The following is a 15,719-nucleotide window of genomic DNA, read 5'->3' as shown; positions in this document are numbered from 1 at the left end:
GGAAAAAGCTTCTTATATTTCTATTTTTATAGTTAGCTTAATAGTAAAAACAAGAAAAAGCTATTGCACTAATTGAGATTAATCTGTTAATGCAATAGCTTACTTCTATTAATTGTTATTCTTTGAAGAATTCTTATTTTCTGTTTTATTAACTTCACTTTTATTTGAGTTATTAGTTTTTTCATTATTTTCTTTTATGTTATCTTTATTTGCTGCATTGTTTGTTTTTTCTTCATTTTTTTCTAAGTTTACATTGTTATCTTTATTTGAAGAATTCTCATTATTCTTTTGATTTTCTTTGTTAGTGTTTCCTTTATCATTAGAGTTTATTGACTCTTTTGTCTCTTCTAAATTTTGATTTTCTTCAGTTTCTGTTTTGCTATTTTCTATCTTACTTTCCTCTTTTGCTTCAACTCTTTGTTCTTTTATTTTTTTCATAATATCTTTAACTGATGAGTTTGCATAATCATCTAAGTTAGCTTCTGGTAATACTGCTTGAAGCTTTTGAATTAAATTTACTTTTCCAGGTGATATTCCTAATCTTTCAGCTTCATCAAATCTTTCCTTATTAATATTTTCTTTTATTATTTCAGTGTTTTCTATTTCTTCTTCTTTTAAGCCTTCGTCTACACCATTTTCTGCTTCATCTAATATCTCATCACTAGTTGAAGCAAGCATAACTGCGTTTTCATCATCTTTAGCTATGTAGCCATTGTCTACCGCTGATTCTACCAATAACTTAATAGCTTCTTTAACATTTTTATTCTTTATCTTTAACTCTTTACTTATAGTTTCTCCATCTGAATTTAATGCTTCTGCCTTTATTACTTTATCATATCTATTAGTAGTTAGTTTTACACTTGGATTTATATCTAGTGTTAAATAATCCTTTGGAGCTGCATAAGAGTATCCATATCCCCCTACTCCAGCTAATAATACACATGTCATTGCAAATACTATACCTTTTTTCATAGCTAATCCCTCATTTCTTTCATATTCATCGCCAACTTTTAAATTCAATTTATTTTTAATTTTCTTAAATCTACCTTTATTATCAAGAACAATCATATTATTATCATTTATTTCTACCACTAAGGCTTTTTTCATATCAAACCTCCAAATTTATATATTCTTTTATATATTGATAATCGCCTAAAAGTATTATCAGTACTGATATTATATATTTTCGCGATCTCTCTATTGTTTTTCGGGGTACACTAGTATTTTTTTGAATTTTTAATATTGGAATTTTATTATTTAGATATATTTCTTCAATAATCTCCCCATCTTTTATTATGTAATTAATTATTTCATTATATTGTTTTCTAGTAGATTTCCATTTAGGAGAAGCTTTTATTAACTCTTTAAAAGTTATGTTATATTTTGATAGTTCATCAATTAAACTTTCTATTTCAAGTTTCCTTAAATATGAAACATCTTGCCTCTGATAACTTTCTATAGACTTACTTAGTAAAAATTTATCTTTATTATCTTCATCTTCTTCTAAGGATTTTTCATTTGATACTTTTTTATTTTTTCTATAATAATCTATTAATCTAAACTTTATAACTCTTTGGGCATATGAAAAGAAATTTCCTTTATTTATGTCATAACTTTTTATAGATTCAAAAAAAGCCATAAGAGCTATGCTATACTCATCATCATTATTTGTATCTATGTACCTATTTAGTGACTTATTACAATAAGCTATAATAAACTGTTTATAATTATCTATAAAAATATTTATTTTCTCTTTATCATTTTTAATCATCATGATTTCTTCATTTATATTTTCTAACATAACTCACCTCTTTTAATAAAATTCGTATGATTGAATACCTTTTTAAGGTAACTAGAAAAATATTTATCTTATTGTATTATTATTTAATTTATAAACAATATACTTTTAAATATAAAAAATAAACCAGACATTATCTGGTTTATTTTCATACTATTAAAAGTCCCACTGTCCTTGCAGTTTTAACTTCTGCATATAAGGAAATTTCTTGTCAAATTCTTCTACTTTTTCTTCGATTAACTCTTCAAACACTTTAGATTCATAAAACCTTCCATGTACATCCTTAAGTCCATTTGGCACAAGTTCAATTGCCATAAATGCAGGAAAGTTTTTAGAATCTTTGGTAGTTATTCCAAAGTTATCACAAGTTTTAAAACCATACCTTGGATAATATTCTGGTTCCCCGTATATTATAATTGCCCTATGTCCATCTTTCTTTGCTAACTCCATAGTTGTTTCTAATAAAGCTTTGCCTATACCTTTATTTTGATAACTTGGCTCTACACATAAAGGGCCAAAGGTTAAAACCTCGGTGCTATCTGTTTCATTTATAACATAAGATTTTGTGTACATTATTGTTCCAACAATTTCTCCATTAAGTTCAGCTACCCTACTTAAATCCTCAATATAATCATCACTTTTCCTGAGAATATTAACTAAATAATGCTCACTACATCCAGGTACATGCAAATTCCAAAAAGCCTTCTTAGTCATATATTCAACATTAAAATAATCATCTTTTCTTTCTTTTCTAATTATTAAATTTTCCAAATCATCATCCCATTTTTTCAAATTCATTTTATTATATTATTGTCCATTTAAATCCTCAATTATTAATTTACTTCTATATTTTCTTAACAATTGCATTCATCTTTAAGTAATACATATTCATAAGTATCTTTCCAAATTAGATTACCATCTTCATCAGATAAATATCATCATATAAATCCTCACCATCAGTTTCCCTAAAACCTCGTATTAATAAATGCTCTGTTACTAAATCCTTCAAAATTCCTATGCCATAACTCCAACTGTGAACCGTGCCTTGTGCACTGTGAACTATAAACCTGTTACCTGTTACCTGTTACCTAACCCAACTGTGAACCGTACCTTGTGCACTGTGAACTAAAAACCTGTTACTTGTCACTTGTTCCCTGTTACCTAACCCAACTGTCAACTGTCAACTAACCCAAGTCTGCTGGATAAACAACTCCAATTTGTTTTCTTGCTTCTTCAATAACTTCAATTGTATTTCTTGAAACTTCTAAAGAATTTATCTTAGATTCTCTTTCTTTATTTTTAATCAAGTTAGCGAATTCTTCTACTTCATAACACATATTTGCTTCTTTATGTTCTAGTGTTAAATCTTCTTCTCTGCCATCTCTATATATTATTTTTACATTTTCAAAGGTATTGATTTTATTTATTATAATGCTGCCCTCTTCTCCTTGAATTTCTGATGGGAGATATGAATTGCTTATTTTAGAGTATATAACAACTCCTTCCATATCATCATATCCAAAAACTATACTGCCTTCTCCATCTACTCCAGTTTTCAGCATTATTCCATTTGCTTTTACTGTATTTGGTTTTCCAAAAAGATTAACCATTGGTGATATACAGTAAACACCTATATCCATAATAGCTCCATTTGATAATTCTTTCTTAAAAGCATTTAAAACTTCTCCAGCTTTATACTTATCATATCTTGAAGAGTATTGGCAGTAGCTTGCAAAATACTTTCTAACTTTACCAATCTTATGAAGATTATCTTTTATAACTCTAAAGTTTGGTAGTAATGTTGTTTTCATAGCTTCCATTAAAACAACATCATTTTCCTTTGCTGCTTTTATCATTTCATCAACTTCTTTAGTATTTGATGCAAAAGCTTTTTCCCCTAAAACATGCTTTTTATGCTTTAAAAACAATATAGCTTGCTTAGCATGCATTGAATTAGGTGAAGCTATATATACTGCATCTATTAGATCACTTTTAGCCATTTCCTCTAGATCTGTAAATATGTTTTTTATATCAAATTTATTTGCAAACTCTTTTGCCTTCTCCTCTGTTCTTGAATAAACAGCAGATATATTTACTCCTTCAACTTCTCTAGCTCCAGCTATTAACCACTCAGTTATAAAATTAGTTCCTATAACACCAATATTAATCATAAATTATCTCTCCAACTCATTAGTAACCGTTTTTATTTTTATTATATCCTATATTGTTATCATTATCTATTAACACTTTAACACTATTTTTGCAATTTTTAATTTTTTAAAATATTTATCCATTTTATGCACATACTACTATTATTAATTTATATTTAATTGTTAATGGTTATTTGTTAATTAGAATATGGAGGTTTTTATATGAAAAACATCTTTAAGGATTTAGAAAAGAAAAAAGTATTAATTGCAATAAGCTATGCTTTATTTTCAATTTTTCTTGTAGGTAATTTTATTTTCTTTATTTCTAAGACCTCAACTTCATCTTTTGTGCCTTCTGTTTTTTTTAGCGAAGGTTATGATAATGAACCAATTGCAAATGTTGGTACTTTTATAACTGATGCTGATGAAAATGTTGAAAGTTCAATTATTTCATTTTTAAATGATTTATATGATACTAGAAATGAATCTTTTACAACTGGTAATGTTGAGGAGCTTTATAAATTTTATGATACTTCTCAAACTTTTAGCTGCTATTCTTTAAATCATGAATTCAAAAGAATTGCTTATTTAAGAGATTGGGCTAATGAAAGGGATGTAACCTTTAAAAATATAGAATCTATACCTAAAATTAAAGCATTAAAAATTAAAGACAATACTTATAATTTAACTTTAAGTGAAGAATATAAATTTGATTACATATATAATAATGTGCCTGAAAAAGTTAATAGTTTTGGGGTTTCTTTGATTCATACTTTAGAATTAAAAGAATTTGGAAAGTCCTTTATCGTAACTAAGGATTATTATCAAGATTGTTTTGAAGGTGGTCTTGAAGGTTATAACTTTAATTTAACTGAAAAAATATTCCTTTAACTAAATTTAAAACATATAATTTAAATTTCAATATTGATGATAGTACTGAATATAGTGGAATTTATAATCGAAAGGCTGCTGTGGACTATGCTAATAAGTATTCTGGAGTATCTCTTTCTACTAATTTAAATAATACTTATAATTCAAATTATTATACTTATGTTGCTGGATCAGGAAATTCAACTAATTTTATCTCTCAATGTTTAGCTGATAATATTGAGGGGGGTGGGCTTTCTCAGGATAAAGACTGGTCTTATAAATATACTGTATCAAAAGGTGTAATGGCTAGTGATACTTGGGTTAATTCTGAAAAGCTTTTAGATTATCTTTTATCTAGTAATAAGGCTTTTGTATCTTTTTCTGGTACTTTTGATGAAATACTAGAAAATATGTCTAGCTCAAATGATAAAATTAAAATTGGTGACTTAATAATGTATAAGTATGGTGATTATATAGAACATAGCGCTATAATTACAGGATTTGATAACTTTGGATATCCCTTAGTAAATTCAAATTCTATTGATAAATATAAGATTCCTTTTGATTTAGGTTGGAAAAACTCCTCCTGTGAATTTTATGTAGTTTCCTTAAGATAAACATCTCTAAAGAGAAAATGAGCTATAATTACATTATTGTTCTTATAGCTTATTTTCCTTTTTAACTTCTTCGCTTCTTAATAACTAAATAAAAAATAATTAACTAAATGGTCTGATATGACTTTAATTTTAATAATAAATTTATTAATTTCTTAAATTATTGCCTAACTTTTATGTTATACGCTTATATTTTCTTGCTTAAGCAAATCTTGAAGTGTATATTGTGAAAATTCATTTAAAAAAGCACTTAATGAATTTTGCATTATTCCTTTTAGTTTGCAACCTGAATTTATAAATGGACAGCAATCATCTTTATTGAAGCATTGTGCAATATTTAGATTGTCTTCTGTTACAAGAATAACTTCCCCTAAGTTGATATTTTGTGGATCTAGCCCCAGCTTTAATCCCCCTGTTCTTCCTTTCATAGATATTATCAAGTCTGTCTTTGCAAGCTTATGAATAATCTTTTTTAAATGATGTTCTGAAATTTCTAGCTTTTTTGCTAACTCTTCTACTGTGCATAGCTTGTCTCTGTTTTCTGCTAAATATACTAATGCCCTAAATGAGTAATCAGTAAATTTTGATAAGTACATGGAAAATCCCCCTCTTTCGTATATAAGTGGCGCTTATCCTTTAAGTATATATTCCATTCATTTTGTTGTGTTTCTCAAATAAGTCTATTTAGTATTTAATATATGAATATAAATTGAAACATATATCATAAAGTAAGCATGAATATTTATTCGTAAACTTAAACAAATTATTTTTTTCAGCTAAGGTAAATCAACTAGTTTAACCTTTACATATTAAATATTCACTATGTATAAAAATTTAATTGCTTTGATTATACTATAAAGTAACATTAAATTACTAAAAGATATAAAAATATTTACAAATTCTTAACATTTAACTATTTATTTAAGTATTTAGTTATTAAGTTCATATTTAAGTATACTAAAAAGAGTTATTCCTAGCAACTTATATTAATAAGTATTATGCTAGAAATAACTTCTTTGTCAATTATTTTTCATTTAAATATTTATCTATAGCTTCTGCAGCTTTTTTTCCAGCTCCCATTGCTAAAATAACAGTTGCTGCCCCTGTAACAGCATCTCCTCCTGCATAAACTCCTTCTTTTGTTGTAAGTCCATCTTCATCTGCAATTATACATTTCCACTTATTAGTTTCAAGTCCTTTTGTTGTTGAAGATATAAGCGGATTTGGTGAAGTTCCAAGAGACATTATAACTGTATCTACATCCATAATATATTCTGAACCTTCTTTAACTACTGGTTTTCTTCTTCCTGATTCATCGGGCTCTCCAAGCTCCATTTCAACACATTTCATCCCTTTAACCCAGCCATTTTCATCTACTAAAATTTCTGTTGGATTTGTTAATACATCAAAAATTACCCCTTCTTCCTTAGCATGATGTACTTCTTCAACTCTTGCTGGAAGTTCAGATTCACTTCTTCTATATACTATATGTGATTCTGATCCTAATCTTAATGCTGTTCTTGCAGCATCCATAGCAACATTTCCACCACCTACTATTGCTACTTTTTTACCTATTTTAACTGGTGTATGATATTCTTCCTTAAATGCCTTCATTAAATTTACTCTTGTTAAAAATTCATTTGCTGATAAAACTCCATTTGCATTTTCACCTGGTATTCCCATAAATTTAGGAAGTCCAGCACCTGAGCCTATAAACACAGCTTCGAATCCTTCTTCTTCAATAAGCTCATCTATAGTTATAGTTCTGCCTATTATAACATTAGTTTCTATTTTTGCACCTAATTTTTTTATATTTTCAATTTCTGGTCTAACTACATCATCTTTAGGCAATCTAAACTCAGGAATTCCATAAACTAAAACTCCACCTGGTTCATGCAGTGCTTCAAATATAGTCACATCATATCCTCTTTTAGCCAAATCACCTGCACAAGTTAAGCCCGCTGGTCCACTTCCTATAACTGCAACCTTTTTTTCTTTAGATTCTTCTGTTTCTGCAAGCTCTATATTATTTTTTCTTGACCAATCTGCTATAAATCTTTCTAGTTTACCAATAGAAACTGGCTCACCCTTAATTCCTAATACACATTTACCTTCACATTGACTTTCTTGTGGGCAGACTCTTCCGCAAACTGCTGGTAATGCACTGTATTTTGCTACTTCTTTAGCTGCGTTTTCAAATTCTTCTTTCTTTATATATGATATAAAGCCTGGAATATTTATTGATACTGGGCATCCATCTACACATTTTGGATTTTTACAATTTAAACATCTATTTGCTTCTCTTACAGCTTCTTCATCTAAATATCCTAAGCATACTTCTTCAAAGTTTTTTGCTCTAACTTCTGGAGCTTGTTCTGAAACAGGTACTTTTTTCATTCTATCTTGTATATTCATAATTATTCCACCTTGCATCCACAACCGCCATGATTATGAGTGTCCCCTTCCTCAATTTTTAACTGAGATCTTCCTTCCTCAGATTTATACATAGTTTGTCTTCTCATTGATTCATCAAAATCAACTAAATGTCCATCAAATTCTGGTCCATCTACACAAGCAAACTTTACTTTTCCTCCTACAGTAACTCTACATGCTCCACACATTCCTGTTCCATCTACCATAATTGGATTTAAGCTTACTGTTGTTGGTATATTTAATTCTTTAGTTAGTAAACTCATAAACTTCATCATTATCATAGGTCCAATTACTATTGCATGATCATATTTATTTCCTTTTTCTTCAACTAAATATTTTAAACAATCTGTAACTCTACCATTAAAACCATATGTTCCGTCATCAGTTGATATATATAAATTTCCCGCTACATTCTTCATTTCATCTTCTAATATTAGCAAGTCTTTAGTTCTACTACCTACTATTACGTCGCAATCAATACCATTTTCATGCATCCATTTAACTTGTGGATATACCGGTGCTGCCCCCACACCACCTGCAATAAATATTATGTTCTTATTTTTAAGATCTTCTAAATTTTCATGTATAAATTCACTAGGTTGTCCTAAAGGTCCAACAAAATCAGCAACATAATCTCCTTCTTCGAAATTAGCTAATTCCTTTGTTCCTCTTCCTACTGCTTGAAATACTATAGTTACAGTTCCTTCTAATCTGTTATAATCTGCTATAGTTAAAGGTATTCTTTCACCTTTATCATCATTTTTTATTATTATAAATTGACCTGGTTTAGCAGATTTGGCAACTCTTGGTGCTTCTATATCCATAAGATATATATTGTCTGTGAGTTCTCTTTTCTTAACTACTTTATACATGTTTGTACCCCCTGACTTATTTTTCCTAATAATATAATCTTATCATTTTTTAAATATTCATACAATTAATTACTGTAAATATTATTATATATTACTAAATACTTTAAATTTTTGATTATTTATACTATAAATAAAAACTTTAAATTAAGGTTACCTCAAAAAGAAGAAACTTCTGTTTAAGATAACCTTAAAATTCAATTTATTATATACTATAAAATTTAACCTATTTTAGAAATTAACTTTAGTTCCATAATATGTGCATTCAAATAGTTTTTCCATTGTTGCATCGTCAATTTCTCTTGGGTTAGATCCTGTACATGCATCTAAAACTGCATTATGAGAAATAAATTGTAGATTTGCTTTAAAGTCTTCTTCTGTTACTCCGTATTCTTTAACTGTATGTGGAATATTTAATTCTGTATTTAAATTGTTTATCATTTCTATTAATGAATCTGTTAGTTCTGCATCTGTTTTGCCTTCTAATTTTAACATTTTAGCTATATCTGCATATCTATTTTCACATTTAGCTCTGTTATATTGAATTACATATGGTAAGAATATTGCATTTGCACATCCATGAGGAATATGGAATACTGCACCTGTTTTATGAGCCATTGAGTGAACTATTCCAAGTAAAGCATTAGAGAATGCCATTCCTGCTAAACATTGAGCTTCATGCATTAAATTTCTAGCTTCTTTATCACCTTTATAAGATTCAACTAAGCTTTCTTTAACCATTTCTATAGCCTTCATAGCTAATGGATCTGAGAAATTAGATCTAAGTGATGCAGTATATGCCTCTATAGCATGAGTTAATGCATCCATTCCAGTATGTGCTACTAATTTTGCTGGCATAGTTTGTGCTAAATCTGGATCTACTATGGCAATGTCTGGAGTTATGTTAAAATCTGCTAGAGGATATTTAATTTTTGCTTTATAATCTGTTATAACTGAGAAAGCTGTTACTTCTGTAGCTGTACCACTTGTTGATGGAATTGCTACAAATTTAGCTTTTTGTCTAAGTTCAGGTAATCCAAATGGAACAACTGCTTGCTCAAATGTAAAGTCAGGATATTCATAGAAAATCCACATTGCTTTAGCTGCATCTATTGGTGAACCACCACCCATAGCAACTATCCAATCTGGTTCAAACTTTCTCATAGCTTCTGCACCACTCATAACAGTTTCAACTGATGGATCTGGTTCCACGCCTTCAAAAAGTTCAACTTCCATTCCTGCTTCTTTTAAATAACTTTCAACTTTATCTAAGAATCCAAAGCGCTTCATTGAGCCTCCACCAACTACAACCATCGCTTTCTTTCCCTTTAATGTCTTTAATACTTCTAAGGAACCTTCTCCATGATATAAATCTCTTGGTAATGTAAAACGTGCCATAATAAAAACCTCCTAAAATATATATAATTTATTTCTTACTTATTTACACTTAATATAATAGCAATACTCATGCCAAAAGTTTTTTATTTAACAATATTGTTAAATTATTGACTTTCCTAAGATATATTTTTTCTGCAAAAATAAATATGTCCTAAAATAAAACAACTTTCAAAATAAAATCGTTCTATTTTAGGACACTGTCCTGTTATAATACAGTTGGCTAGTTCACAGTGCACAATTCACAGTTTAGGATAAAACTACTGTGTAGTTTTTAAAATTTAGTTTCTTTTAACTATTTTAAAGTTATTAAAAAATTTCTTAATTCAGCTCTGCTGAATTATTTCAATAACTGTGAACTGTGAATTGTGAACCGTGAACTAAAATAAATTGTGAAGCAATTTATTTGACGTCAATATTATATTTTTTTATTTTAAGGTAAAGTGTATTTCTACTTATTCCTAAAGCCTTTGCTGTCTTTGTCATATTGTGCTTGTTACTATCTATTGCATTTATTATTGTTCTTTTTTCTATTTCTTCTAAGTTAAATGATTTTTCTTTTATATTTTCTTTTATATTTTCTTCTAAGATTTCTTTATTATCTATAGTTAAGTTTGTACTTACTTTTTCTTCGTATTCATCTATTATATCTACTGAAAGTTCTCCATTTAAGTTAACTATATTTTCTATGGAATTTTCTAATTGTCTTATATTACCTGGCCAATTATATCCAAGTAACTTATTGTATAACTCATTACTTATTACAGGAATATCTTTATCTAATTTTATTGATTTCATATTAAGGAAGTATTCAATAAGCTTTGTTATATCTCCTTTTCGTTCTTTTAAAGGTGGTAGTTTTATTGGAATTACACATAATCTATAATATAAATCTTCCCTAAATTTTCCTCTTTTAACTTCTTTTTTTAAATCCTTATTTGTTGCTGCTATCACTCTCATATCTACAGATATTTCTTTGCCTCCTCCAAGTCTAGTTACTCTTCCCTCTTGAAGTACTCTAAGTAGCTTAACTTGCATATCAAGTGGCATTTCTCCTATTTCATCTAAAAATAAGGTTCCTCCATTTGCAAGTTCAATTTTTCCTATCCTTCCACCCTTTTTACCACCAGTAAAAGTTCCATCTTCATATCCAAAGAGCTCACTTTCAATTATATTGGCTGGTATAGCTCCACAATTTATAGCTATAAATTTATTATTTTTTCTTAAACTATAATTATGAATTGATTGTGCTAAAACTTCTTTTCCTGTTCCACTTTCTCCTTGTATTAAAACTGTTGATGGACTATTAGCTATAATCTTACAATTTGTTATTACATTTTTAATTGCATCACTTTCTCCTATAATATCATTAAATGTAAAAAATGCCCCTGTAAAATTATTGCCTTTGTTTTCTTCTTTTAACCTAGTTAAGGTAGCTACAATCCCTATTACTTTTTCATTATGCTTAATACCTTTGAATGTAACTTCTGTTTTATATTTACTAGCATGACTTAATTTTATTTCCTTTGTTATGGGTTTGTTGTTTTTTGATATTTTATCAACTACATTTTGAAAATTCGGTATTATGTGATTTATATCTTCATTTATTAAATTATGATTTCTCTTATCTAAAATATTTAAGCCAAGTTCATTTATATTTATGATTTTTCCATGAGTATCAACAATCATTATACCTTTGTCCACATTTTCTATGACAGTTTTCATATAATTGTAAGTTTGATTTAATATATAATTTGCTTTAATTCTATATAATTCATTTTCTATTGCTGTTACTCCAAAAATAACTAATCCTAAAGTGTGTGGATGTTTCATATTACTTTTTCCTGTTAAATTTAATGTACCTATTATTTCACCTTTACTATTATGGATAGGTGCTGCAGAGCAGGTTAAACTTTGAAATATATTAACATAATGCTCTTTTGCTGTTATTTGAATACATCTATTTTCTTTTATGGCTGTTCCCATTGCATTGGTTCCAATATTTTTTTCATCCATATAAGCTCCAATTTTTAAGTTTAGCTTGCCTAATTCATCTTTTATTTCATTGGCTCCCTTAATATAAAGAATACATCCATTATTATCTGTTAAAATTATTATAAAATCTCTATCTTCAACAGATTCAACTACCATGTCTATATAAGGCTTTGATATTTCTATTAATTCTTTATTTAATTCTAATGCTTTCCTAAGTTCATCTCCATGCAATATCATCTTTGAATGATTACTATCTTTTTCAATACCATAATCTTCACTTCTTTTATGAGAATTCTCAATCAATAAACTCTTATTATACATACCCATACCCCTTAGCCTTTTTATATTAATATCTATGTCTGTTTATGCCTATAATATAAGTTTACTATTAGATTGATAATTTTTCTACAAATAAATAAAACTATAATCTATTTTTAAATTTATAGATTATAGTTTTATACATATAAGTTCACGTTATTGAACTATTAACTTTTCTTAAATAGAATAGACTTCAAATAAGTTTAACTAATTTTAAATATTTATTGCTTTTATATAATTTTTAATTTTAATATCTTGTAGAATTCTTTAATTGTCTTTCTATATCTCTTTTATGAGCTTTTTCTAACATAGAATCTCTCTTATCATAATTCTTTTTACCTCTACAAAGGCCAAGTGCAACCTTTACTTTACCATTTTTCAAATATAATGATAATGGCACTAAAGTAAAACCTTGTTGTGATACAAGCCCTGCAAATCTTGATATTTGCTCTTTATGAAGTAAAAGCTTTCTTTCTCTTAATGGATCTACATTAAAAATATTACCTTGTTCATAAGGACTTATGTGCATACCTTTTATAGTAATTTCACCATTTTCTACATCTGCATAAGATTCTTTTAAGTTACATTTTCCTGCTCTTATTGATTTAACTTCTGTACCAACTAAAGCTATCCCCGCTTCTATAGTTTCTTCCACAAAATAATCATGCCTAGCTTTTCTATTTTCAGCTAGCGTATTACTATTTTTCTTTCTTACCATACTCTCACCACTCATCTTATTTTTCTTTAAGTATAACAGAATTGATATAAATTGCGAAGCAATTTCTTTAGTTCACAGTTTACAGTGCACAATTCACAGTTGTTTTCATTTGGTAGGGAACAGGTATCAGCTAACAAGTATTAAGTTTAAACTCTAATTAAAAATTAAGGAAGAAATTAAGATTTTCCTTATATATCTAGTAATTATTTTGCTCTAAAAAATCTAATACTTGTTACCTGCTCCCTGACACCTGTTACTTTTTTAAAAAACTGTGAACTGTGAATTGTGCACCGTGAACTGAGTAAAAATGCTTTTCATTTTTTACAGTTCTTCAGTGCTGTTATCTTCTTCTATTAATTCACTTTTCATTTCTTCTTTTACTTCTTGAATCTTTTCGCTAAGCTTTTCGCTAGGTATTATTTCTTTTTTAGGTTCTTCTTCTACTAAATCAAAGTAAACCTCTCTATTATCAATGTCAACTCTAGTACATTTTACTTTAACTTCATCCCCTAATCTGTATATCTTTTTAGTTCTTTCACCAATTAAACATAAATGAGCTTCATCGTAAATATAGTAATCGTCATCTAAAGCTGTTATGTGAATTAATCCTTCTATTGTATTCGGAAGCTCTGCAAACAACCCAAAAGATGTAACAGATGATATAATTGCTGAGAATTCTTCTCCAATTCTTTCTTGCATGTATTCTGCTTTCTTTAAATCATCTACTTCTCTTTCTGCTTCTTGTGCTAATCTTTCCATTTCTGATGATTGTTTTGATGCTATTTCAACAATATTTGTTAATCTTCCAGCTCTCTTTTCATCTATTTTTCCATTTAATTGTTCCTTTATGATTCTATGAATTTGAAGATCTGGATATCTTCTTATTGGTGATGTAAAGTGACAATAGTACTTAGCTGCAAGCCCAAAGTGTCCTACACATTCTGGAGAATATTTAGCTTGCATCATTGAACGTAGTAAAAGTGTACTTACTACTGTTTCTTCTTTTTTGCCCTTTACTTTTTCTAATATATCTTGAAGAGCTCTTGGATGAGCTTCTTGACCCCATCTTACTACATAACCTAAGTTATATACAAACTCTTTAAACTTTTCTAATTTTTCTTCATCTGGTTCTTCATGAATTCTATATACAAACGGTAAATTAGTCCAGAACATATGCTCAGCTATTGTTTCATTACATACAAGCATAAATTCTTCTATTATTCTATTTGCAATTGCTCTATCATAAGGCTTAATATCTATTGGCTTTCCTAGATCATTTAAAATTATTTTTGATTCTTCAAAGTTAAAATCTATAGCTCCCCTCTTCATTCTTTTTTCACGAAGAATAATACATAGTTCTTCCATAGCTTTAAAATCATCTACTAAATAATCATATCTTTTTATAAGCTCTTCATCATTATTTTCTAAAATTTTTGTTACATCTGTATAAGTCATTCTTTCACTAGTTTTTATAACTGTTTCTTCTATTTCATGTTGAATAACTTTTCCACTCTTATCAATAACCATGAAGCAGCTCAAAGCTAATCTATCTACCTTAGGATTTAATGAACAAATACCATTTGATAATTTTCTAGGAAGCATTGGGATAACCCTATCTATCAAATATACTGAAGTTCCTCTTTTTAAAGCTTCTTTATCTAGAGGATTCTTTTCTCTTACATAATGAGTTACATCCGCAATATGAACTCCTAATCTAAATTTGCCATTATTAAGTCTTTCTATTGAAACAGCATCATCTAAATCTTTAGCATCTTCTCCATCTATTGTTACCATTCTTAAATTTCTAAGATCTTTTCTTCTTGCATATTCCTTATCTTCTATTTTTTCCTCAATATTTTCTGCATAGCTTAAAACCTTTTCCGGGAATTCTTCTGGTAGACCATATTTCTTAATTATTGTAAGAATATCTAGTCCTTTATCTCCCTTTTTACCTAAAACTTCTTTAACTATTCCTTCAGGACTTCTTCTTTTATCTCCCCATTTAACTATTTCACAGATTACTACATCTCCATCTTGTGCTCCATTTCTATCCTTTTTAGATACAAATATATCTTGATTTAATCTTGTATCTTCTGGAACTACAAAACCAAAATTCTTACTATCCTCATATACGCCTATAACTTTATTATTTGCTCTTTCTAGTACTTCTTGTACTTCACCTTCTCTTTTCTTACCATTTAAATCTTCTCTTGTTATTTGAACTAAAACTCTATCTCCATTCATTGCACCCTTCATAGATGAGCTAGGAATGAAAACATCCTTTTCTCCTTCTGTATCTGGCAATAAAAATCCAAAACCTTTTTGATGAACTTCTAATTTACCTGTAATTAATCCAAGTCTTTCTGGAACACCAAATTTATCCTTCTTAGTTCTAACTATTACCCCTTCTTTTTCCATTGATTTTAATACTTTTTTAAAAGATTTATATTCATCAGGATTTATATCAAATACAGAAACCAATTCTTGTATATCCATTGGTCTATATGCTTCTTCCCTCATAAAACTTAATAATGTTTGTTTAACTCCCATATATATTAT

The 15,719-nt window shown here is 28.3% G+C and carries 13 protein-coding genes; 2 read left to right on the top strand and 11 right to left on the bottom strand.

The window, feature by feature from the left end:
- Window positions 1-108: 108 nt before the first annotated feature.
- The 4 genes from A500_RS13835 to A500_RS13820 form a co-directional block, all read right to left on the bottom strand.
- Window positions 109-1,107: an anti-sigma-I factor RsgI family protein gene (locus A500_RS13835; RefSeq protein ID WP_016208190.1), complete on the bottom strand. Its 999-nt coding sequence runs from the start codon at window positions 1,105-1,107 to the stop codon at window positions 109-111.
- 1 nt (window position 1,108) lies between these two features.
- Window positions 1,109-1,801: an RNA polymerase sigma-I factor gene (gene sigI / locus A500_RS13830; protein ID WP_016208189.1), complete on the bottom strand. Its 693-nt coding sequence runs from the start codon at window positions 1,799-1,801 to the stop codon at window positions 1,109-1,111.
- Between the two features lie 153 nt (window positions 1,802-1,954).
- Window positions 1,955-2,596 (bottom strand): GNAT family N-acetyltransferase, encoded by a 642-nt coding sequence (locus A500_RS13825; RefSeq protein WP_040436884.1) that lies wholly within the window; start codon window positions 2,594-2,596, stop codon window positions 1,955-1,957.
- Window positions 2,597-2,982: 386 nt separating this feature from the next.
- On the bottom strand, window positions 2,983-3,969 hold the full coding sequence (locus tag A500_RS13820; protein WP_016208187.1) for a Gfo/Idh/MocA family protein: 987 nt from the start codon (window positions 3,967-3,969) through the stop codon (window positions 2,983-2,985).
- 201 nt (window positions 3,970-4,170) lie between these two features.
- Here A500_RS13820 and A500_RS13815 point away from each other — a divergent pair, with 201 nt between their 5' ends.
- Both A500_RS13815 and A500_RS13810 read left to right on the top strand, forming a co-directional pair.
- Window positions 4,171-4,839, top strand: a complete 669-nt coding sequence (locus A500_RS13815; protein WP_040436882.1) for a hypothetical protein — start codon at window positions 4,171-4,173, stop codon at window positions 4,837-4,839.
- Entirely contained in the window at window positions 4,830-5,435 is a 606-nt protein-coding gene (locus A500_RS13810) for an amidase domain-containing protein (RefSeq protein ID WP_083935702.1), read from the top strand. Before A500_RS13815 ends, A500_RS13810 begins: the two co-directional genes overlap by 10 nt.
- Before the next feature lie 176 nt (window positions 5,436-5,611).
- On the opposite strand, the gene A500_RS13805 is transcribed toward A500_RS13810, so the two are convergent.
- The 7 genes from A500_RS13805 to rnr form a co-directional block, all read right to left on the bottom strand.
- Entirely contained in the window at window positions 5,612-6,028 is a 417-nt protein-coding gene (locus A500_RS13805; protein ID WP_016208186.1) for an RrF2 family transcriptional regulator, read from the bottom strand.
- A 427-nt stretch (window positions 6,029-6,455) separates the two neighbouring features.
- Window positions 6,456-7,847, bottom strand: coding sequence for an NADPH-dependent glutamate synthase (gene gltA / locus A500_RS13800; protein WP_016208185.1), 1,392 nt, complete (start codon window positions 7,845-7,847; stop codon window positions 6,456-6,458).
- A 2-nt stretch (window positions 7,848-7,849) separates the two neighbouring features.
- Window positions 7,850-8,737: a sulfide/dihydroorotate dehydrogenase-like FAD/NAD-binding protein gene (locus A500_RS13795; protein WP_016208184.1), complete on the bottom strand. Its 888-nt coding sequence runs from the start codon at window positions 8,735-8,737 to the stop codon at window positions 7,850-7,852.
- Between the two features lie 228 nt (window positions 8,738-8,965).
- Window positions 8,966-10,132 (bottom strand): iron-containing alcohol dehydrogenase, encoded by a 1,167-nt coding sequence (locus tag A500_RS13790; protein ID WP_016208183.1) that lies wholly within the window; start codon window positions 10,130-10,132, stop codon window positions 8,966-8,968.
- Window positions 10,133-10,531: 399 nt separating this feature from the next.
- A complete protein-coding gene (locus A500_RS13785) occupies window positions 10,532-12,445 on the bottom strand; it encodes a sigma-54-dependent Fis family transcriptional regulator (protein WP_016208182.1) in 1,914 nt (637 codons plus the stop codon).
- Window positions 12,446-12,689: 244 nt separating this feature from the next.
- A complete protein-coding gene (gene smpB, locus A500_RS13780; RefSeq protein ID WP_016208181.1) occupies window positions 12,690-13,160 on the bottom strand; it encodes an SsrA-binding protein SmpB in 471 nt (156 codons plus the stop codon).
- 321 nt (window positions 13,161-13,481) lie between these two features.
- Entirely contained in the window at window positions 13,482-15,710 is a 2,229-nt protein-coding gene (gene rnr / locus A500_RS13775; protein ID WP_016208180.1) for a ribonuclease R, read from the bottom strand.
- Window positions 15,711-15,719: the final 9 nt, after the last annotated feature.

The organism is Clostridium sartagoforme AAU1 (genome assembly GCF_000401215.1).
In the GTDB taxonomy this organism is placed as follows: Bacteria; Bacillota; Clostridia; order Clostridiales; family Clostridiaceae; genus Clostridium; species Clostridium sartagoforme.
This window is presented reverse-complemented; position numbering and strand designations above follow the sequence as displayed.